Origin of the sequence: Arthrobacter ramosus (assembly GCF_039535095.1) — a bacterium.
In the GTDB taxonomy this organism is placed as follows: domain Bacteria; phylum Actinomycetota; class Actinomycetes; order Actinomycetales; family Micrococcaceae; genus Arthrobacter; species Arthrobacter ramosus.
Map to the genome: position 1 here is coordinate 2,313,479 of NZ_BAAAWN010000001.1, position 20,225 is coordinate 2,333,703.

Here is a 20,225-nt window from a genome sequence, read left to right on the forward strand (position 1 = left end):
GCTTTGGCTGCGTGAGTCCTGTTCAGGCCACGGTTCCTTCGGCGGGGCCGATACCAGCTTGCGCCACGTCTCCGCGCCCGGTCCACGTCTTGATGGCAGTCCACGCGACGGCGGCCGTCGGTACGGCCAGCAAGGCGCCGATAATGCCTGCGAGCATCGTGCCGACGGCCAAGGCCAGCAAAATGGCCAGTCCATGAATGCTCAGGACCTTGCCCATCAAAACGGATTGAAGGAAATGGTGCTCAAGCTGGTTGGCTGCGACGAGGACAGCGAGGACGATGAGGGACGTCACCGGACCGTTCGAGATCAGGGCGACACCCACAGCCAGGGTGCCGGCCGCAGTGGAACCAATGATGGGAATGAACCCGCCGATAAAGACAAAAACACCAAGGGGCAGGGCTAGAGGGACACCGAGGATGGCGAGCATTGTCCCTATGATGACGCCGTTCACTGCTGCGATGAGAGCAGTGCCCCGAACATAGCCCCCCAGAACGGTGGCGCTTCGTTCCGCAGCCAGGTGGGCCTTCGCTCGGTGGGCCGCCGGAAGGAATCCGAAGAGGAAGTTCCTGATCTTCTCGCCGTCCTTGAGGAAGAAGAACAAGATCACCACCATAAGAACCAAGCCAGCCAGGATTTCACCGACCGTACGGGCGCCGGTCAGCGCTTCGGCACCGAAGCTACTGCTCGTGAAGAAGCGCTGGATGGAATCGGCCACGGAGCGGAGTTGCTCGTCGCTGACTTTGAAGGGTCCGTTGTTCAGGAATTGGTGCAATTGGTCTATGCCGGCGGTGAATTTCACGGCAAGCTCCTTGGATTGCGCCCTGATAAGAAAGACGATTCCGGTGATGACTCCGCCGAAGACTGCAAGGATCCCCACGAACGACGCTGCGACAGCGAGGGCCCGCGGCCACCGGTGAGCAGTCAGCCAACGCACAAGGGGCGAGATCGCCGAGGCAAGAATGAGCGCGATCGTGACCGGGATCATGACCAGAGGCACGCTAGTCATCGCCCACAAAATCACCGACGCCAGAGTGATGACCAGGAGCATCTGCCCTGAACGGATCCCGGCGCGGCCCAGGCCGTCGGACCAGATCGCTGACATCGTGGGCTTGTTCGGCGAATTGTTGCTTTCAGTCATTGGGTTCCTTCCTGGTCCTGTTTCCGGCAGTGAATGCCCCGCCGAGGTGCATAAAGACGTGGTGCATTAAGAACGGTCTGAGCCCTTGCCCACAGGTGTAGCGATCCTGACGTTCCCTGCGGCTGCAAGCACCTGCAGTTCCCGGAGGATCTCCAGTTGCTGACTGTTGATGGCCATGAGCAGATCGATCTCCTCTTTGGATTTCACGTTGGTGTCATGATCGTGCCGGGACATCACCGCGGCAATCGCATCCTGACGCTTGGCGGCGATGAGAAGGATGGCTCCCTGCAGCCCTGCCAGCATCGAGAGGAAGAGATTCAACAAAATGTACGGATACGGATCCCAGGCGTTGTTCGCCAACGCCCAGCTGTTGATGGCTGCCCAGAGGATCATGAACCCGACAAAGCCGCCGACGAATGGCCAACTGCCCATCCCGTTCCGCATGACATCCGCGGCGCGTTGACCCTTCGTCAGTGATTCCTTGTGGTTTTCGTGCCAGGTCGTTCCCGTATCGCTCATGCCCCACCCTAACGGCGCACTCCGATGGAGCCGCAATTTTGCCCGACGGCTAGCTCGCAACGAGCGCGGCAGTCCCTGCGTCTGACCTGAGGTACGGTTCGCCGGTGTGCTGGTGATCAACGGGTTCGAGGTGGGTGACGCCCGTTGCATATGCGACGACTCCGGCGAGACTGCCGGTGCGTTGGTGGGCTTGCCGTTGCCGGGCGGCTCCCGTGCCTTGGCTGAAGATCCTCTGCAATCCCTCCTTGGCGTAGAGTCCGTCCCCGGTCTCTTCGAGGGCATCGCGGACGTGGGAGTGCAGTGCGGCGAGGACATGCCTTGCGGTGTCGGGCTTGTGCGTTTTCGGGTCGAGCAGCTCTCCGTGCAGGCCGAACCGGCTAGCCCGCCACGTGGCCTGGCGCAGGACAGCGGCAGAAACCATGTCCGGCCGTTGTCCGGATTTCCATTCCCTGGCGGCAGTGTCCACCAAGGCACGCACCAAGGCCGCAATCAGGACGGTATCCCGGGCATCGAGGCAAACATCCGAAACGCGGATCTCGACTGTGGGGTGCCGGGCGGACAGGCGAGCATCGAAATCCGGGCTCATGACCACCCCCGTTCCCGACAGCTCCGCCACCAAGGAGTGATAAGCCGCGGCAGATCCGAAGACATCGGTGGGACCGGCGCTGGACCATCGGTTCCAGGCTTGGGTCCGGAAACTGGCGTAACCGCTGTCGGCCCCGTTCCAGAACGGTGAATTCGAGCTAAGTGCAGTCAGCACGGGAAGCCAGGACCTGATCCGGTCCAGCACTGCGACGCCTTCCTCATCCGAATCAACGGAAACATGGACGTGATACCCGCAGGTCAGCTGCTCTCTGGCAGTCAAAGCGAACTTTTCCAGGAGTGCGTCGTAGCGCTCGGTGTTTGTTGCATGCGGAGTGACCGCCAGCGGCGACGTCGCGAGGGCGGCAATTCTCGCACCCGCCTTCCGGGCAAGCGAATCGGCGTAAGAGCGTCCAGCACGTATTTCAGCGGCGAGTGCACCCAGGCTGCTGTGCGGCGAGGTGATGACTTCGACTTGCTCCTGCTGAAGCTCGATCGCCAACGTCGGGCGGAAAGGAGGAGCTACCCCCTGGGGACCGGCGCTATGAAGGCGCAATACATCGCCAGCGAGAGGCACGGGGCTGCCGTTGACAGGATCGACGATCAGGAATTCTTCTTCAACACCAAAAGTACGCACTTGCCAAGTGTGGGCCACAAAAAGGCCGCCAGCGACCACAAGTCGCAGGACCTCTAAAATCAAACGTCTCTTGTCAGTTCCGAGGGGGCGCGATTGCTGTCATCTGGCCGGCGTCACGACGTCCTCCAGCATTGACCTGTCGAAGAAGCGGATCTCGCCCGTTGCCTCGAAAAACACGGGAACTACCGATGTGTTCGCGTCCTTCGAAGTTTCGTAGATCTCCGGCGCACTGCCGTGTTTTCTCGCTATGGTTCCTACTAACTCGGTGCCGCGAACCCGGACGGTTCGATACTTATAGCTCATGTGGACCCCTATCGTCAGCCACGGCAAACGCTACTCCTGTGAGGCACAGTCGGCCTTCACAGGACCGCGGTCCTGTAAAGGCCAGGAGCGGCACCTAGGCTGACCATGCAAAGGGAGCCGAGAAGGAGTTTTTTCCGGCGTTATCCCACGTCATCCCGAACACGTCCACGCGGGCCGTGCTGGACGTGCCGGCCGCCAGGGTGTCCGCCGGGAATCCTATCCCGCTGATTTTCACTCCGAGTCCCGTGGCATCCAGCGGAGACACGAAGTCCTCCACAACCATGTCGACAGCGCTGCCAATGCGGACCTGGTGCGAACGCCCGTCCTCGGTGTAGGCGATTTCGAGGGACTCCATTCCCGCCATTTCACCGATCAACGGTGTGAGGCCTTCCATCGGTCCGCCCAGCTGGCCACCGAAGACGGCACCGAGCGCTTCCGCCTGCTCGGTTGAGGCGGCGGCATCCATCAGGACACCGAGCTTCCATCCCCCGTCGCTCATGAGGGCGGGCGTATCCGCGACGACGCAGACGGTCAGGCCTCCGACATCGACACCATTCACCTCACCGGTGTCCACATGAAAGGCCAAGGCCACGTTGCAGCGATCGTTATCCGCCGGCGCGGTCAGCCCTGAAGTGGAACACGGGCAGACCATGTCGCAATTGCAATTCTCAAAATACGTACCCTCGACGTGCCACGACATCTGGGGCTCCTTTCGGCGAGGCATCCCCAGGAAAAGTCTCCTCGCGGCCCAGAACAGTGTCAACGCTCTCAGCATCGCTCACGGATCCATGGGTCGTACCTCGATCGGCCACAGCCTATGACGACGGGCGGGACGTCACGAAAAGGACACCGCTTGGAGAATTCTTTTACAAGTCAAAACGGCCGTGATCTTGCCCCCTTGACCATGTTGACACCCACAATGACCCGGGCAAGACTGATCATAGGTCCGCGTCCTACGACCTGCAGGACGTCTGGCCCTAAGGGGTGGACAATGCAGATTCCGGCTCCATTTGATTATGAGCGCGCGAGCGACGTCGCAAACGCGCTGGCCCTCCTCGAACGCCATGGTCCCGAGTCGCGCATCATCGCAGGCGGACACAGTTTGCTGCCGATGATGAAGCTTCGCCTGGCGCGGCCCGAGTGGCTGATCGACATCAACGACCTGGCGGAACTGGAATTCATCCGCCGGGAAGGTGACCAGTTGCGTGTGGGCGCACTAACCCGCCACACAGCGCTCCTCGAGTCCACCGACGTCGCCGAGCTCTTTCCGATAATTCGCGACGCCGAGCAGGTGATCGCGGACCCTGTGGTCCGCAACCGCGGCACGATCGGCGGCTCGCTCTGCCAAGCGGATCCGGCCGAAGACCTGTCTACTGTCTGCGACGTCCTGCGTGCCCAGGCCGTGATCCGCGGGCCCGACGGCGAACGGATCGTCGCCATGTCCGACTTCCACCGCGGCCCCTACGAGACGGCCGTGGCTCAGAACGAGCTGTTGTACGAAGTCCGCTTTGCGATCCGCCCGCGCTCGGGCAGCGCCTATGAAAAGGTGGAACGCCGGGTCGGTGACTGGGCAGTCGTCGCGGCCGGGGCCGCCGTCGGGCTTTCTTCGGACGGCACAGTGGAAGAGGCCGCAATCGGGCTGACAGCGGTCGGACTGGACGGCACCGTCCCCGAAGCCGAAGCCGTGCTTCGCGGACAGCAGCCGCATGAAGACCTGTTCGTCGAAGCCGGACGCATCGCAGCCGCCGCCTGCCACCCGGTCGACGACCAGCGTGGACCCATCGACTACAAACGGCATCTGGCCGACGAACTCACCCGCAGGGTCCTGCGCCGTGCTTGTGCACGCGCCGCAGGTGCACAGGAAGGCTGAAGGCAATGCAGATCAGCATGACGGTCAACGGGGACAGGGTGACCCGGGAGATCGAACCCCGCGTGTTGCTGGTCCACTTCATCCGCGAAAACCTTGGATTGACCGGCACGCACTGGGGATGCGACACCAGCAACTGCGGAACCTGCGTCGTGTTGATGGACGGCCAGCCGGTGAAATCGTGCACCGTGCTGGCAGCCATGGCCGATGGACACGACATCCGGACCGTCGAAGGACTCGCCGCCGGCGGCACGCTCGATCCCGTGCAGCAGGGGTTCATGGAGGAACACGGCCTGCAATGCGGATTCTGCACGCCGGGCATGATGCTCACCGCCAGGGCCCTGTTGGACCGCAACCCGCATCCCGACGACGCCGAGATCCGCCAAGCCATTTCCGGCCAGATTTGCCGGTGCACCGGTTACGCGACCATTGTCCGCTCGGTGCAATGGGCGGCAGCCCACCCACTCGGCGCGGACGCCGGGACGGGCGACGGCGGTGCCGGAGGGACCATCGAAGAAGAGGTGACGGCATGACCACCGTCCAGGAGCATGCACCCAACCCTGCGGCCGGAGACCCGGGCCGCCCGATCGGGTTCGGCCGCCTCCAGCGCAAGGAGGACCCGCGGTTCGTCCGCGGCAAGGGCCATTACCTCGACGACATCGTGCTGCCCGGCATGCTGCATGGAGCCATCCTGCGCGCACCCGTCGCGCATGCCCGGCTGGTTTCAATAGATACCACCGAAGCGTTGGCGCATCCCGGGGTCCTCGCCGTCATCACCGGCAAGGACCTGCAGGCTCTCAACCTTGCGTGGGCGCCTACCCTGTCGGCGGACGTCCAGGCAGTGCTCGTCACGGACAAGGTCCGGTTCCAGGGCCAGGAGGTAGCCTTCGTGGTCGCAGAGGACCGTTACGCCGCGCGCGACGCCCTGGAGCTGATCGATGTCGAATACGACATGTTTCCGCCGGTGATTGATGCGCGCCGCGCCCTCGACCCCGGCGCGCCGGTCATCCGTGACGATATCGAGGGCCGGACGGACAACCGGATCTTCGATTGGGAGATCGGCGATGCGGCTGAAACCGAGGCGGTTTTTGCCAATGCCGACGTCGTCGTGGCCCAAGAGGTCGTGTATCCGCGCGTGCACCCGGCACCCATGGAAACCTGCGGCGCCGTCGCGGACTTCGACCCGGTCGACGGCAGGCTGACCCTCTACGAAACAACCCAGGCCCCGCATGCCCACCGGACCCTGTATGCGATAGTCGCCGGCATTCCGGAGCACAAGATCCGGATCGTCTCCCCCGATATCGGCGGAGGCTTCGGCAACAAGGTGGGCATCTATCCCGGCTATATTCTGGCCGTCGTCGGCTCGATAGTCACCGGCAAGCCGGTGAAATGGGTGGAGGACCGCTCGGAAAACCTGATGTCGACGTCGTTCGCCCGCGACTACATCATGCAGGGCGAGATCGCAGCCACCAAGGAAGGCAAGATCCTGGCAGTCCGGACCAACGTCCTGGCAGACCACGGCGCCTTCAATGCCACCGCACAGCCCACCAAGAACCCGGCCGGTTTCTTCTCCATCTTCACCGGGAGCTACGACCTGAAGGCGGCCTACTGCAAGGTCACGGGTGTCTACACCAACAAGGCCCCAGGCGGCGTGGCCTATGCTTGTTCCTTCCGGGTGACGGAAGCGGTCTACCTGGTGGAGCGCATGGTGGACATCCTGGCACGGAAACTGGAGATGGATCCGGCAGAGCTCCGGCTGAAGAATTTCATCAAGCCGGAACAATTTCCTTACGCCAACAAGACCGGCTGGGTTTACGACTCGGGCAACTACGAGCCTGCCATGCGCTTGTCCATGCAAATGGCCGGCTACGAGGATCTCCGGCGCGAGCAACTCGAAAAGCGGGAGCGCGGCGAACTGATGGGCATCGGCGTCTCCTTCTTCACCGAGACCGTCGGCGCCGGACCGCGCAAACACTTCGACATCGTCGGACTCGGCATGGCCGACGGCGCCGAACTCCGCGTCCATCCCACGGGCAAGGCCGTCGTCAGGATCTCGGTGCAGAGCCAGGGGCAGGGCCACGAAACCACTTTCGCCCAGATCGTGGCCGAGGAGCTCGGCATCCCGCCGGAGAGCATCGACGTTGTTCACGGCGACACAGACCAAACACCGTTCGGCCTGGGCACGTACGGCAGCCGGTCGACGCCGGTCAGCGGCGGCGCAGTGGCGCTTGTGGCGCGGAAGGTCCGGGACAAGGCGAGGTTTATTGCCGCGGCGATGCTTGAGACCCGGCCCGAGGACCTCGAGTGGGAAAAGGGCCGCTGGTTCGTCAAGGGCGATCCAAGCGCCGGCAAGACGATCGCCGAGATCGCCTTCGGCGCCCACGGAACCGTGGCCCTTCCGGAGGGCATCGATGGCAACCTCGATGCGGAGGTGACCTATGACCCTCCCAACCTGACGTTCCCGTTCGGCGCCTATATCTGCGTCGTGGACGTCGACGCCGGGACCGGCCACGTCAAGGTCCGGCGCTTCATCGCGGTGGACGACTGCGGAACCCGGATCAACCCGATGATCATCGAAGGCCAGGTCCACGGCGGGTTGACCGACGGCGTCGGGATGGCGCTCATGGAGATCATCGCGTTCGACGAGGAGGGCAACTGCCTCAGCGGCTCGTTCATGGATTACCTCATCCCCACGGCGATGGAAGTCCCGGATTGGGAGACCGGGTTTACCGTCACGCCGTCGCCGCACCACCCCATCGGCGCCAAAGGCATCGGCGAATCCGCCACGGTCGGCTCCCCGCCGGCCATCGTCAACGCCATCGTGGATGCTTTGACGCCATATGGAGTTACGCACATGGATATGCCGTGCACACCGGCCCGGGTGTGGGAGGCCATGCAGGGCCGGGCCAGGCCCCCGGTGTGACATGCCCCTGCACGGAGAAGCCCTGGCGGCGAGGGCGCAGGAACTTGTAGAACGCCGGGAACCGTTTGTGCGTGCCACGGTGGTGCGCGCGCAGCACCCCACCAGCGCGCACGCCGGGGACACGGCCCTTGTGCTGGCCAACGGGGAAATCGACGGGTTCCTTGGCGGCACCTGCGTCGAGGCCTCGGTGCGCGAATACGGCCTGCAGACGCTGTCCAAGCACGAACCCCTCCTGTTGCGCGTCGTCCCCGGCGAACCGTCCCGCACCCGCGAGGAGGGCGCCGTGGAGGTCGCAAACCCCTGCCTCAGCGGCGGGGCGGTGGAGATCTTCCTCGAGCCGCAGATGCCCGCTCCCCGGGTGGTCGTGGTCGGCGCGACCCCCGTGGCACAGGCCTTGGGCGCCTTGGGTGCCATCCTCGACTTGGACATGGAACTCACCGACGGAACGGCCGCGGAACCGCGGGCCGACGACGCCGCCCTTATCGTCGCGTCGCAGGGCCGGGACGAGGAGCCCGCGTTGGAGGCCGCACTCCGGCTAGGGGTGCCATACGTCGCCCTGGTCGCCAGCCGCACGCGCGGCGCCGCCGTCCTGGCCTCACTCGACGTCGACGACGACCAGCGCGCGCGGGTGCACAGCCCGGCCGGGCTGCTGCTGGGCGGCCGGACGCCTGCCGAGATCGCGCTGTCGATTCTGGCGGAGCTTGTGTCCGTGCGCCACCTTGGCCGGGCTGTAGACACCACGACGCCGGAGACTGCGACGGTGGATCCAGTGCCGGCGAACGCCGAGCCCGCGAGTGCCGTAGACCCCGTCTGCGGCATGAGCGTTGCGGCTGTGGAGTCTACGCTGCACGCCGAGTACGCCGGGACGACGTACTACTTCTGTTCCGCTGGATGCAGGAGGGCCTTCCTCGCCGATCCGGAACGCTATGCCACTGCCTCGTGAGCCCCGGACCGCCGGACCGGTGCGGGCAGGTGCGGAAGACGAGGTGCGCCGTCTTGTCCCGGACGTTTCCGCGCTCATGTCCGCGCTCGACGACGGCGACTACCTTGCCGACGTCGGACTGGCGACCGCATTGTTCCTGTCCATCCGCTTGCCCCAACCCATCCTGCTGGAGGGAGAGGCCGGCGTCGGGAAGACCGAGGCGGCGAAGGCGCTGGCCAAGGTGCTCGACACTCCCCTGTATCGCTTGCAGTGCTACGAGGGCATCGACGTGGGCGAGGCTCTGTACGAGTGGAACCACCAACGCCAACTCCTGGGCATCCGGTTGGCTGAAGTCCGGGATGTCCGTGTGGAGGAGGCCGACCTTTTCGGGGAACAGTATTTGTTGCGCCGCCCGCTGCTGAAGGCGATCGAGCATCCCGGCCCGCGTCCTGCCGTCCTGTTGCTGGACGAGATCGACCGGGCCGACGCGGAGTTCGAGGCCTTCACTTTCGAGCTGCTCGCCGAGGCCGCCGTGACGATTCCGGAGCTGGGCACCATCCGCGCCACGCACCCGCCAGTCGTCGTCCTGACCTCCAATCGGACCAGGGACCTGCACGACGCATTGACCCGGCGCTGCCTCTACCACTGGATTGACTACCCCCGGCCGGAGCGCATCGCCGCGATCGTTCGCCGCAGGGTGCCCGGGAGCGCCGATCCGCTCGCCCTGGATGCCGCAGCGGCCATCACGAGGCTGCGGTCCCTGGACATGGCCAAGCCCCCGGGTATCGCGGAGGCAATCGACTGGGTGTCGGCCCTCACGGTGCTTGGCGTCGAACGACTGGACCCGGCTGCGGTGAAACAGACCTGGGGCTCGGTCCTGAAGAATCGCGACGATCTGGACATTGCCTGGGCCCGTGGACCCGCGTGGGTGGCCGGCGGCCATGACTGAGTATGCGCCCAGGGATGGCCGGGCCGGCGTCGATGCTGCGGCGTTGGCGGTGGGCTTCAGCACGGCGCTGCGCCGTGCCGGGCTGCCGAGCTCCCCGGACCGCGCAGCCTGGCTGGCCCAGGCCCTCAGGATCGTTCCCCCTGCTGCCCGTGAGCCGCTGTACTGGACGTGCCGGGTGGCGCTCGTCTCCTCGCACGAACAACTGCCGGTATTCGACGCCGTCTTTTCGGCCGCATTCGACGGGATGCTCGATCCGGCAGACACCCGCGGCGATGCCAACAGTGCACCGCCGATCGGCGCGGAGGAGCGCACCCGTGCGGCTCCAAGCGAACGACCGCCGGCTCATGCCGACGGTCGCGTCCCGGCGTCGCGGGCGCCCGTCGCCGCCCCCGGCCTAGCGAACGATGACGAATCCAACGCACCCGGGTTCGAGGCAATCCTGGCCATGGCTTCCCCTGACGAGCATCTGCATGAGAAGTCCTTCGCCGAGCTCACCCCCGAAGAAGCTGCCCGCGTGCGCCAGCTGGTGCGGCGTATCGTGCTGGCCACCCCGGAGCGCCGAAGCCGCCGGACACGCCAATGGGCACACAGCGGTGCAAAGCTCGACCTCCGGCGCACCATCCGCGCCGCTCGGCGCACCGGCGGCGACGCAAGCTCCTTGGTCTATGCCCGCCGTCGTCAGCGTCCGCGCCGCCTGGTGTTCCTGTGCGATGTATCCGGCTCCATGGAACCGTACACACAAGTCTTCCTTGCCCTGCTACAGGGCGCCGTGGCCGGTGCCCAGGCCGAGGCGTTCGTGTTTTCCACGCGGTTGACCAGGCTCACCCGGCAGCTTTCGAACCGGAACGCAGATAGAGCCCTGGCCCTGGGAGCCGCCGCCGCCCCGGACTGGGCAGGCGGCACCCGGCTCGCGGAGAGCCTCCGGCGCTTCATCGATGGCCACGGACGCCGCGGCTTGGCGAGGGGCGCGGTCATTGTGGTGCTCTCCGACGGTTGGGCCCAGGACGCGCCGGAACTGGTGGACGCCCAGATGGCGCGGCTGCGGCGGCTCGCCTACCGGATCGTCTGGGTCAATCCGAGGAAGGCCCGCACGGACTACCAACCGTTGGCGGGCGGCATGGCCGCTGCACTGCCCTACTGCGATGCCTTCATCAGTGGGCACAACTACGCAGCCTTGACGGAAGCCGCAACCGCCATTCGCGCCGGGCGGTCACGCCCGGCAAGGAAGCAGGGGTAGCGCAACGTCAGTAGGTCCGCGGGCCCCATTGCAGCCTGGTCGCAACCTTTGAACCCCTAGCATGGGGGCCAGGACGAAGACGTCTGTTTTCCAGAGGAGTGACCATGACTGTTTATGTACAGCCCGGCCAAGAAGGATCCAAGGTCCAGTTCAAGGACCGCTACGAGAACTGGATCGGCGGAGAATGGGTGGCTCCAACTACCGGCCGATACATCGAGAACGTCTCCCCGGTGAACGGGAAGCAATTCACCGAGGTGGCTCGCGGCGCTGCTGCGGACGTTGAGCTCGCCCTGGACGCCGCGCACAAGGCTGCACCGGCGTGGGGCAAGACATCAGCTACTGAGCGCGCTGCGGCGCTGAACAAGATCGCCGACCGGATCGATGCCAACCTCGAGATGCTGGCCGTCGCCGAAACCTGGGACAACGGCAAGCCCATCCGCGAAACCCTGAACGCGGACATCCCGCTCGCGGCAGACCACTTCCGGTACTTCGCAAGCGCTATCCGGGCACAGGAAGGCCGGCTATCCCAGCTGGACGAAGACACCACGGCCTACCACTTCCACGAGCCGCTCGGCGTGGTGGGGCAGATCATCCCGTGGAACTTCCCTATCCTCATGGCCGTTTGGAAGATGGCTCCCGCGCTGGCGGCGGGCAACGCGGTGGTTCTTAAGCCCGCCTCCAACACCCCGGCCTCCATCCTGGTCCTGGCGGAACTCATCGCGGATCTTCTGCCCCCGGGACTGCTGAACATCGTCAACGGCTTCGGCTCGGAAGTGGGAAAGCCGCTGGCCTCCAGTCCGCGGATCCGCAAGATTGCCTTCACGGGCGAGACCTCCACCGGGCGCCTGATCAGCCAGTACGCCAGCGCCAACCTGATCCCCGTCACGCTGGAGCTCGGCGGCAAGAGCCCGAACATCTTCTTCAACGATGTTGCCGAATCCAACGACGTCTTCTACGACAAGTCGCTCGAGGGCTTCACCCTGTATGCCTTCAACCAAGGCGAAGTCTGCAGCAGCCCGTCCCGCGCCCTCGTCCAGGACGGTATCTACGATTCCTTCATGGCCGACGCCGTGGCCAGGACGCAGAAGATCATCCAGGGCAACCCTCTGGACACCAACACCCAGATCGGTGCCCAGGCCTCGGTAGGCCAGATGGAGAAGATACTCTCCTACATCGACATCGGGCTCGAAGAGGGCGCCAAGATCCTGGCCGGCGGTGCACCGACGGAGCTTGACGGGGACCTTGCCGGCGGGTTCTACGTCCAGCCCACTATCTTCGAGGGCGAGAACAAAATGCGGATCTTCCAGGAGGAAATCTTCGGCCCGGTCGTCTCCGTTGCGCGCTTCACGGACTACAACGACGCCATCAGTATCGCCAACGACACGCTCTACGGCCTCGGCGCCGGTGTCTGGTCGCGCAACGGCAACGTTGCCTACCGTGCAGGCCGGGAAATCCAGGCTGGCCGGGTGTGGGTCAACAACTACCACGCCTACCCGGCCGGCGCTGCGTTCGGCGGCTACAAGTCCTCCGGCATCGGCCGCGAGAACCACGCCATGATGCTGGACCACTACCAGCAGACCAAAAACCTCCTGGTCAGCCACTGCGAAAACAAGCTCGGATTCTTCTAAGGCCTGATCGACGAGCACAGCAAGTTTTCAACAACTGCACCGAAGGGCTACTTGAATGACGAGAATGCTGATTATTGGCCCGCCCGGTTCCGGCAAGGGCACGCAGGCGGAACGGATCTCCGAACGCCTCGGCGTCGTTGCGATCTCCACCGGGGACATCTTCCGCGCCAACGTGAAGGGCGGGTCGCCCCTTGGCATCGAAGCCAAGAAGTACATGGACGCCGGAGATTTCGTGCCGGACAGCGTGACGAATGAAATGGTGCGCAGCCGCCTCAGCGAGGACGACGTCGAAAACGGCTTCCTGCTGGACGGTTACCCCCGCACCACATCACAGGTGGACTACCTCGATGAGATCCTCGCCACCGGTGAGCAGGAGCTTGACGTTGTCCTGCAGCTGACCGCCGATGATGACGAACTGGTCCACCGCCTGCTGGGCCGCGCCAAGGAGACCGGCCGCAGCGATGACAACGAAGCCGTTATCCGCCACCGGCTGGACCTTTACCACGAGCAGACCGAAGCCGTAGTGGCCAAGTATGCAGAGCGCGGCATACTGAGAAAGGTTGATGGCCACGGCGGGATCGAGGATGTCACCGACAAGCTAATGGGCGCCATCGAAAGCCCAAGCAGGGTGTCCATCGCCGGCGGACGGTAGTTCCGGAACCACCGGCATCAATGATCCCGGAACAGTAATCGGCCCTGTCGGATTCCCTCAACGGAATCCGGCAGGGCCGACCTGTGGTGCCTATTTCTTCAGTGATTGCGCGATCTGGGCCATGATGGTGGGGTCGGAGAGGGTGGTGGCGTCGCCGGGTTCGCGGCCTTCGGCGACGTCTTTGAGGAGGCGGCGCATGATTTTGCCGGAGCGGGTTTTGGGCAGTTCGGGGACCACGAGGATGTGCCGGGGTTTGGCGATGGGGCCGATTTCCTTGCCGACGTGGTTGCGGAGCTCGGCGATGGTGGCGTCGCCGCTGTCCTGTCCCGACGGGGCGGATTCACGCAGGATGACGAACGCGACGACGGCCTGGCCGGTGGTTTCGTCGGCGGCCCCGACGACGGCGGCTTCGGCCACGGCGGGGTGGGAGACGAGGGCGGATTCGATTTCGGTGGTGGAGAGCCGGTGCCCGGAGATGTTCATGACGTCATCGACCCGGCCCAGGAGCCAGATGTCCCCGTCCTCGTCCTTCTTGGCCCCGTCCCCGGCGAAGTACATGCCCTCGAAGCGGGACCAGTAGGTCTCCTTGAACCGTTCCGGGTCTCCCCAGATGCCGCGCAGCATCGCGGGCCAGGGTTCGCGGACCACGAGGTAGCCGCCGTGCCCGTCCGGGACGGACTGGCCGGTCTCGTCCACGACGTCGATCGCGATGCCCGGCACCGGGACCTGCGCGGAGCCGGGCTTGGTCGCGGTGACCCCGGGCAGGGGTGCGATCATCTGGGCGCCGGTTTCGGTCTGCCACCAGGTGTCCACGATCGGGGCAGGGTGTTCCTTTTTTTCGCCGTTCCTGCCGGCGTTGGAGCCGATGACCTCCCGGTACCACATCCAGGCTTCGGGGTTGATGGGTTCGCCCACGGAGCCCAGGACCCGGATCGAGGACAGGTCGTACCGGGCCGGGATCTCCTTGCCCCATTTCATGAAGGTCCGGATCGCGGTGGGGGCGGTGTAGAGGATGGAGACCTTGTACTTTTGAACGATGTCCCACCAGCGGCCCTGGTGCGGGGAATCCGGGGTGCCTTCGTACATGACCTGGGTGGCGCCGTTGACCAGGGGGGCGTAGGCGACGTAGGAGTGTCCGGTGACCCAGCCGACGTCGGCGGTGCACCAGAACACGTCCGTGTCCGGGTGCAGGTCGAAGACCGCCCTGTGCGTGTACGCGGTCTGGGTCAGGTACCCGCCGGTGGTGTGCAGGATGCCCTTGGGCTTGCCCGTGGTCCCGGAGGTATACAGGATGAACAAAGGGTGTTCGGCATCATGCCCGACGGCGGTGTGCTCCCCCGACGCGGTCCCGACGGTGTCCTCCCACCACCGGTCCCGGCCCTGGACCCAGTCCACGGGTTCGCCGTTGCGCCTGACGACCACGACGTGCTCCACCGAATGTCCTGGCTTGGCCAGGGCCTGGTCCACGGCGGGCTTGAGCGGGCTGGGCTTGCCACGCCGGTACGTGCCGTCCGCGGTCACCACGAGTGTGGCTTCGGCGTCATCGATCCGGGAGCGCAGGGCGTCGGCGGAGAAACCGCCGAACACCACCGAATGCACGGCCCCGATCCGGGCGCAGGCCAGCATCGTGATCACCGCTTCCGGGATCATGGGCAGGTACACGGCCACCCGGTCCCCCTTGACCACGCCCAGGGATTCGAAGGCGTTCGCGCACCGCTTCACCTCCTCGGTGAGCTGCGCGTACGTGTAGGTCCGGGTGTCGCCGGGTTCGCCCTCGAAGAAGATGGCCACCCGGTCCCCGAGCCCGTTTTCGACGTGCCGGTCCAGGGCGTTGTACGCGGCGTTGACCTGCCCGCCGACGAACCACTTCGCGAACGGCGGCTCGGACCAGTCCAGGGCCTGGCTGAAGTCCGTGTCCCAGTCCAGCAGCTCCCGGGCCTGCCTGGCCCAGAACCCTGGCCGGTCCGCCTCCGCCTCCGCATACACCCCGGCGCCGACGACCGCGTTCGCGGCGAACTCCGGGGTCGGCGCGAACTTCCGGTTCTCATGGAGAAGATTTTCAAGGGCATCGCCGGGATGAGGTGGCCTGTACGGTGCTTCGGTGCGGGCGTTGGACATAGCTAAGCTCCTTAGGTCTCACTAAGCTGTTCTGTTGAAATGCACACGAGCCGATGTCCCAGCATCCTCCGCGGCTGAATTCGATCAGTACTTGATGACCACGCGGCCGTCGATCTTGGCGTGCTTCATTTCGTCAAGGACCGCGTTGACCTCGGAGAGTTCCCGCGTGGACACGGTCGGGTGGATCTTGCCCTGCGCATAGAAATCCAGCGCTTCCTCCAGGTCCTGGCGCGTTCCCACGATCGAGCCGCGGACCGTCAGGCCCTTGAGAACAATCTCGAAAATCGGCGCAGGAAAGTCTCCCGGCGGGAGTCCGTTGAACACGATCGTCCCGCCGCGCCTGGCCATGCCGATCGCCTGCCCGAACGCCGAGGGGTGCACCGCCGTGACCAAGACGCCGTGGCAGCCTCCGGTTTCCCGCTGGATGACTTCCGCGGGATCCTCGTGCAACGCGTTGACCGTGAGCTCGGCGCCGTGTTTTTTGGCGAGGGCGAGCTTGTCGTCGGCGATGTCCACCGCGGCGACCCGCAATCCCATGGCCACCGCGTACTGGACCGCGATGTGCCCCAGGCCGCCGATCCCGGAAATGGTGACCCACTGGCCCGGCCTGGCCTCGGTCATCTTCAACCCCTTGTACACGGTGACCCCGGCGCACAGCACCGGGGCGACCTCCACCGGGTCCGACCCTGCCGGAATCCTCGCGGCGAACCGGCTGTCCACCAGCATGTACTCCCCGAAGGAGCCGTCCACGCTGTAGCCGGCGTTCTTCTGGGCCTCACAGAGCGTTTCCCAACCCGTCCGGCAGAACTGGCAATCGCCACAGGCGGACCAGAGCCAGGCGTTGCCCACCAGATCCCCGACGGCCAGGTCCGTGACGCCCTCACCGAGGGCCACCACCTCGCCCACGCCTTCATGGCCGGGCACGAACGGCGGCGAGGGCTTGACCGGCCAGTCCCCCTCCGCGGCGTGCAGGTCCGTGTGGCACACCCCGGTGGTCATGACCCTGACCAGTGCTTCCCCCCGGCCGGGAACAGGAATGGGAAGGGACTGGATCTGAAGGTCTTTACCGAATTCAGTTACTACGGCTGCTTGCATTGTCGTCGTCATTGGCGAAATCCTTGCGTCGTTAAAGCGTGGAGCAAATGGAGCATGAAATTTGGGCGTCTGGGGCCGAAACACAACCATCGCGAGCCCCGTTGCGAGCAGGTCGATGGAGCGTTGGCTTCAGCCTAGGGGCGGGAGGGTTGCGAGCAGGTTGCAGCCTTGTGAGTCAGTTCACATGCACCTGCACGTTCCACGCTCGGATTCCGCGCCTAAGCCGTCATTTAGTCACGCGGCGTCGGCCTTAAGAATATTGGGGCCTCGAATCTGCCCGCGTGAAAGGGCCGCCGTTTGCTCGCTCTCGCAAGTAACAAGTCGGTTCGGGACTATTAGCGCTTTCAGGCCAGTTCATATCGGTTCTTTCGAAAATAGGCCCCAAAGGTTAGATAAGGTTGCAACAGCGGCGAGTCCGTCATTCCGTCGCTCGGACAATGACTGCCAGCGGGTTGCCGTTGGGAGGGCCTTGATGCGAATTCCGCTCACCACCGCTGACGAAGACCGTGGTGTGGCCGGTCTGCGAGGCCAAGAGAAAGCCGCCCATTGCCTTGGCGACGTGGTAACCGACCTGGTCGTCCAGCATGGTGATGCGTCGGCCGTCCAGCTCGGCTGTTTCGGGCATAATCATCTTGGCCAAGGCGTACACAACAGATTTTGACGTTTCACTGACGTCGCAGCCGGCTCCGATGCCTGCGGATTCGAGAGCACCGCTTACGGCGGATGCGTCGATGATGGTCCGCATTGATCGGTGGCCGATACGCAGTGGGCTGGAAGAGTCCGTGGAGTTGCCGAGCAGCAGAACTTCGGCATGGGTTTTCTCGCCCCCGGAGGAAGTCATGGCGACGTCCGAGAACACCGACCAGTCCCTGCGTACCATCGAATCGTGTACTTGATAGTCGTCTGCCTCGCCCAAGGCGAGGGCGACGCCGAGCGCGGATCCGTCGTTGGAGTAGCAGATGGCGCCCTCGGCTCCGATGGAGACGTCCCTTGTGACAGTTTCATGGCCACGGGAGTTAGCGTCCGCGATCGACTCGGCGGTCAGGGACGGCGCCTTGACGAGGACGAGGTGGACATCGGCCGGATCCGTCAGCCCGGCATCCTCCATGGCAGCGCTGACGGCCGACCGGACCTTGGAGATCTGGCCCATCCGCCCGACTTCCTCGGGGAGGATTTCCTCGGAATGTGACAACCCGACGACGAGGCGCGGACTGCCGCTGCCCGGTTTCGGAGCGGGGTCGGCCGTCCGCGTGAAGAGGGCAACGTGGGGCGTGATCACCCCGGGGCTGCCGCCAGAGAGCACGATGCAGACCCGGTCGGCGATCTCAGCCGGGCTGCATCCGGTCCGCTGAGCGAGGAGTGTCCGGATTGCCAGGTCGGCGGTCTCCCGGCCGACGTCCCGGCCAAGACCGGTCCCTTCGCTCTTGCCCACGACGGCGACGACGTCGGCGGGATCGATGGTTCCGGCGTCGAAGAGCTTGGCGATCTCCGAGACATCGGCAGGGGTTCGCATCTGGCATACATGCACGTCAGTTCGCATCCTGGATCCTGTTCTTCAGTGTTGTGGTGCGCACCCCTTCGGACGCCTGCTCCAGCGCCGCGCCGAGCGCGAGCGCGATATCTTCCCTGAAAGGGGGCGCGACGACTTGGACGGAGATGGGCGCTCCCGAGTGGGCAGTGGCGACGGGCACGGACAAGGACGGGAAGCCGCAAAGGCTTATGGCGCGGCTAGGTGCCAGCAAGGGGAAGTTCGCTACATCCCCGTGCAGGTCCCGGGGGATGTCAACGCTCACAGGCAGGATGAGGGCCCGCTCCCCCGTGAGCCACTGACGAAGCTTGGCGACAATCTGGTTCCGGTGTTCCCACAGCGCGGCGCGTTCGGCTCGGCCGGGTTCCGTCCGGTTTCCGAGCATGGCCCGGACGGGGGCCCCAATGAGTCCCGGGCGCGCAGTATTGAGGGCGGCGATGGTGCTCATGGCGTCGGCGGCACGGAGCAGGTCATAGACCTGAAGCCCGTCGTTGACGGCGTCGGGCAGGCCCTCCTGGACACGCGTTCCGGATGACCTGAGTACTTCGACCGCGAAAAGGACGGTTCGCACAACCTCGGGGTCCACCGGGACGTTCCCGATGTGGGTACCCCAGCGGACTTCGATGTCACGCGGGTCCACTTCGCGGTAGTGCCCCAGCGGCTCGTCGACCGCGACCGGGTCGATTCCGTCCGGGCCGCTGATCACAGAAAGCACTGTGTGCATGTCATCGATGCTCCGGCCGATCGGGCCGATGACCTGGACGGCGTCCTGGAACGAGACTGCCTCCACTCCCAGCGGATCGGCGCCGGGAAGGGTCGGCTGCTCCCCCGATCTGGGGACGCGTCCCACGGTTGGACGCAGACCGACGAGGCCTGTGCACTGGGCCGGCCAGCGGATCGAGCCGCCGTAGTCGCTCCCGAGGCCCACCAATGACATTCCGGCGGCAATCGCGGCGGCTTCACCGCCGCTGGATCCCCCTGGCGTCCACTCTCCGAGCGGATTGAACGTCCTGCCGAACAACTCGTTGTTCGTGTCCACGCCCAGGGCAAACTCCGGACAGTTGGACTTGCCCATGAGGACGGCGCCGGCGGCACGCATTCTGGCCACCGCAGTTGCGTCGACTCCAGCGCTCCAGTTTTCAAGGGTCCGGGATCCGCAGGTGGTCGGCAGGTCTGCCGTCGCGAGCATGTCTTTCACGGTGAACGGAATGCCGGCAAGCGGGCGGTCTGTCCAGTCCGATGTAGCGGCTTCTTGCTGGGCATTGGTGCTCCGGCTGCAGACCAAGGCATTGAGTGTGCCGTTGCGGTGTTCAATCTGGTCCCCCGCATGCTTCACAAGGGCGTCACCGGCCAACCGTCCGGACCGCACCTGCGCCGCGAGCTCCCGCAAGGTCACCCGGGTGGCGGTCACCCTCCGGCGCCAATCAGATCATCGAGATTTTCAAGGAGAGACGCGTTGCCGTGATGGGCGATCTCATACAAGACGGCTTCCTTGTCACCCGTTTCGATGCTTTCCAGCAATTGAGCATGGCGGGGGTGCATGTCTTTGCGGTCACCGAACATCTGTTCGCGGAACTTCAGGTTGTATCCCATGCAGAGCTCGAGCTGAAGGCGGAGTCCTTCGTAGGTGTTGATGAGCCGTTTGTGACCCGGCAGCGAGATCAACGCCAGGTGGAAGCGGCTGTTGGCCTCGACCGCTGCTTCATCGTTCATTTCTTCGGCGGCGACGCGCATGTCTTCGAGGGCATCGCGCATGGGCTGAAGCCGGCTCGGGTCCAGGACCGGCATGCCCAGTTCCACGGCCATCCGCTCCAAGGCGAAACGGAGGGAATAGATCTCCCGGACGTCTTCGGCCGTGATGGGGATGACGATGAAGCCCCGACGCGGAAGGCTTTGGACCAGCCCGTCCCGCTGAAGTATCCGCAAGGCCTCCCGGAGGGGCGGCCGGCTGACGCCGAACATCTCCGACAGCCGCTCCTCAACGAGCCGTTCCCCGGGCCGGAATTCCCCGGACACGATCAGGCCCCTCAGCCGCTGGACGACGGCGTCGGCCATGGTCGGGACGACGACTTTGCTGGTGCCGTGGGCCGTTGCTTCAGCACTCATGGTGTCTCCTGATCGTGGGTC

At 65.0% G+C, this 20,225-nt stretch carries 18 protein-coding genes; 8 read left to right on the forward strand and 10 right to left on the reverse strand.

The window, feature by feature from the left end:
- Positions 1 to 22: 22 nt before the first annotated feature.
- The 5 genes from ABD742_RS10725 to ABD742_RS10745 all read right to left on the reverse strand — a co-directional run bounded on the left by ABD742_RS10725 (position 23) and on the right by ABD742_RS10745 (position 3,879).
- Positions 23 to 1,138, reverse strand: a complete 1,116-nt coding sequence (locus tag ABD742_RS10725) for an AI-2E family transporter (RefSeq protein WP_234753721.1) — start codon at positions 1,136 to 1,138, stop codon at positions 23 to 25.
- 66 nt (positions 1,139 to 1,204) lie between these two features.
- Positions 1,205 to 1,657: a DUF1003 domain-containing protein gene (locus ABD742_RS10730; RefSeq protein ID WP_234753722.1), complete on the reverse strand. Its 453-nt coding sequence runs from the start codon at positions 1,655 to 1,657 to the stop codon at positions 1,205 to 1,207.
- Positions 1,658 to 1,706: 49 nt separating this feature from the next.
- Positions 1,707 to 2,876, reverse strand: coding sequence for a carboxylate-amine ligase (locus ABD742_RS10735; protein WP_234753723.1), 1,170 nt, complete (start codon positions 2,874 to 2,876; stop codon positions 1,707 to 1,709).
- Between the two features lie 99 nt (positions 2,877 to 2,975).
- Positions 2,976 to 3,179 carry a hypothetical protein gene (locus ABD742_RS10740; protein ID WP_234753724.1) on the reverse strand — a complete coding sequence of 68 codons (204 nt, stop codon included), beginning with the start codon at positions 3,177 to 3,179 and terminating at the stop codon, positions 2,976 to 2,978.
- A gap of 94 nt (positions 3,180 to 3,273) precedes the next feature.
- Positions 3,274 to 3,879, reverse strand: coding sequence for a DUF1326 domain-containing protein (locus ABD742_RS10745; RefSeq protein WP_234753725.1), 606 nt, complete (start codon positions 3,877 to 3,879; stop codon positions 3,274 to 3,276).
- 291 nt (positions 3,880 to 4,170) lie between these two features.
- Here ABD742_RS10745 and ABD742_RS10750 point away from each other — a divergent pair, with 291 nt between their 5' ends.
- From ABD742_RS10750 to ABD742_RS10785, 8 genes are all read left to right on the forward strand, one after another.
- Positions 4,171 to 5,049: an FAD binding domain-containing protein gene (locus tag ABD742_RS10750; RefSeq protein WP_234753726.1), complete on the forward strand. Its 879-nt coding sequence runs from the start codon at positions 4,171 to 4,173 to the stop codon at positions 5,047 to 5,049.
- Positions 5,050 to 5,054: 5 nt separating this feature from the next.
- The gene (locus ABD742_RS10755; protein WP_234753727.1) at positions 5,055 to 5,579 is read left to right on the forward strand and encodes a (2Fe-2S)-binding protein; all 525 of its coding nucleotides are present in this window, start codon (positions 5,055 to 5,057) and stop codon (positions 5,577 to 5,579) included.
- Entirely contained in the window at positions 5,576 to 7,969 is a 2,394-nt protein-coding gene (locus ABD742_RS10760; RefSeq protein WP_234753728.1) for an aerobic carbon-monoxide dehydrogenase large subunit, read from the forward strand. Before ABD742_RS10755 ends, ABD742_RS10760 begins: the two co-directional genes overlap by 4 nt.
- A gap of 1 nt (position 7,970) precedes the next feature.
- Positions 7,971 to 8,912 carry an XdhC family protein gene (locus tag ABD742_RS10765; RefSeq protein ID WP_234753729.1) on the forward strand — a complete coding sequence of 314 codons (942 nt, stop codon included), beginning with the start codon at positions 7,971 to 7,973 and terminating at the stop codon, positions 8,910 to 8,912.
- Complete coding sequence (locus ABD742_RS10770) at positions 8,896 to 9,840, forward strand: AAA family ATPase (RefSeq protein WP_234753730.1); 945 nt, start codon at positions 8,896 to 8,898, stop codon at positions 9,838 to 9,840. The genes ABD742_RS10765 and ABD742_RS10770 overlap by 17 nt, the downstream gene beginning before the upstream one ends.
- On the forward strand, positions 9,833 to 11,077 hold the full coding sequence (locus ABD742_RS10775) for a vWA domain-containing protein (protein ID WP_234753731.1): 1,245 nt from the start codon (positions 9,833 to 9,835) through the stop codon (positions 11,075 to 11,077). The genes ABD742_RS10770 and ABD742_RS10775 overlap by 8 nt, the downstream gene beginning before the upstream one ends.
- A gap of 104 nt (positions 11,078 to 11,181) precedes the next feature.
- Positions 11,182 to 12,705, forward strand: coding sequence for an acetaldehyde dehydrogenase ExaC (gene exaC, locus ABD742_RS10780; RefSeq protein WP_234753732.1), 1,524 nt, complete (start codon positions 11,182 to 11,184; stop codon positions 12,703 to 12,705).
- A 64-nt stretch (positions 12,706 to 12,769) separates the two neighbouring features.
- Positions 12,770 to 13,357 carry an adenylate kinase gene (locus ABD742_RS10785; RefSeq protein WP_234753733.1) on the forward strand — a complete coding sequence of 196 codons (588 nt, stop codon included), beginning with the start codon at positions 12,770 to 12,772 and terminating at the stop codon, positions 13,355 to 13,357.
- A gap of 90 nt (positions 13,358 to 13,447) precedes the next feature.
- On the opposite strand, the gene acs is transcribed toward ABD742_RS10785, so the two are convergent.
- The 5 genes from acs to ABD742_RS10810 form a co-directional block, all read right to left on the reverse strand.
- A complete protein-coding gene (gene acs, locus ABD742_RS10790) occupies positions 13,448 to 15,475 on the reverse strand; it encodes an acetate--CoA ligase (RefSeq protein WP_344787897.1) in 2,028 nt (675 codons plus the stop codon).
- A gap of 84 nt (positions 15,476 to 15,559) precedes the next feature.
- Entirely contained in the window at positions 15,560 to 16,582 is a 1,023-nt protein-coding gene (adhP, locus tag ABD742_RS10795) for an alcohol dehydrogenase AdhP (protein ID WP_234754653.1), read from the reverse strand.
- A gap of 406 nt (positions 16,583 to 16,988) precedes the next feature.
- Entirely contained in the window at positions 16,989 to 18,110 is a 1,122-nt protein-coding gene (locus ABD742_RS10800; RefSeq protein ID WP_234754650.1) for a ring-opening amidohydrolase, read from the reverse strand.
- Entirely contained in the window at positions 18,100 to 19,509 is a 1,410-nt protein-coding gene (locus tag ABD742_RS10805) for an amidase (protein WP_234754648.1), read from the reverse strand. The genes ABD742_RS10800 and ABD742_RS10805 overlap by 11 nt, the downstream gene beginning before the upstream one ends.
- Positions 19,506 to 20,204, reverse strand: a complete 699-nt coding sequence (locus ABD742_RS10810; RefSeq protein WP_234754647.1) for a GntR family transcriptional regulator — start codon at positions 20,202 to 20,204, stop codon at positions 19,506 to 19,508. Before ABD742_RS10810 ends, ABD742_RS10805 begins: the two co-directional genes overlap by 4 nt.
- Between the last annotated feature and the right edge of the window lie 21 nt (positions 20,205 to 20,225).

Excerpts from the sequence above, each read along its gene's own strand:
- ABD742_RS10725 (WP_234753721.1), bottom strand. The coding sequence starts at position 1,138 with ATGACTGAAAGCAACAATTCGCCGAACAAGCCCACGATGTCAGCGATC.
- ABD742_RS10730 (WP_234753722.1), bottom strand. The coding sequence starts at position 1,657 with ATGAGCGATACGGGAACGACCTGGCACGAAAACCACAAGGAATCACTG.
- ABD742_RS10740 (WP_234753724.1), bottom strand. The coding sequence starts at position 3,179 with ATGAGCTATAAGTATCGAACCGTCCGGGTTCGCGGCACCGAGTTAGTA.
- ABD742_RS10745 (WP_234753725.1), bottom strand. The coding sequence starts at position 3,879 with ATGTCGTGGCACGTCGAGGGTACGTATTTTGAGAATTGCAATTGCGAC.
- ABD742_RS10750 (WP_234753726.1), top strand. The coding sequence starts at position 4,171 with ATGCAGATTCCGGCTCCATTTGATTATGAGCGCGCGAGCGACGTCGCA.
- ABD742_RS10755 (WP_234753727.1), top strand. The coding sequence starts at position 5,055 with ATGCAGATCAGCATGACGGTCAACGGGGACAGGGTGACCCGGGAGATC.
- ABD742_RS10760 (WP_234753728.1), top strand. The coding sequence starts at position 5,576 with ATGACCACCGTCCAGGAGCATGCACCCAACCCTGCGGCCGGAGACCCG.
- ABD742_RS10765 (WP_234753729.1), top strand. The coding sequence starts at position 7,971 with ATGCCCCTGCACGGAGAAGCCCTGGCGGCGAGGGCGCAGGAACTTGTA.
- ABD742_RS10770 (WP_234753730.1), top strand. The coding sequence starts at position 8,896 with ATGCCACTGCCTCGTGAGCCCCGGACCGCCGGACCGGTGCGGGCAGGT.
- ABD742_RS10775 (WP_234753731.1), top strand. The coding sequence starts at position 9,833 with ATGACTGAGTATGCGCCCAGGGATGGCCGGGCCGGCGTCGATGCTGCG.
- exaC (WP_234753732.1), top strand. The coding sequence starts at position 11,182 with ATGACTGTTTATGTACAGCCCGGCCAAGAAGGATCCAAGGTCCAGTTC.
- ABD742_RS10785 (WP_234753733.1), top strand. The coding sequence starts at position 12,770 with ATGCTGATTATTGGCCCGCCCGGTTCCGGCAAGGGCACGCAGGCGGAA.
- acs (WP_344787897.1), bottom strand. The coding sequence starts at position 15,475 with ATGTCCAACGCCCGCACCGAAGCACCGTACAGGCCACCTCATCCCGGC.
- adhP (WP_234754653.1), bottom strand. The coding sequence starts at position 16,582 with ATGACGACGACAATGCAAGCAGCCGTAGTAACTGAATTCGGTAAAGAC.
- ABD742_RS10800 (WP_234754650.1), bottom strand. The coding sequence starts at position 18,110 with ATGCGAACTGACGTGCATGTATGCCAGATGCGAACCCCTGCCGATGTC.
- ABD742_RS10810 (WP_234754647.1), bottom strand. The coding sequence starts at position 20,204 with ATGAGTGCTGAAGCAACGGCCCACGGCACCAGCAAAGTCGTCGTCCCG.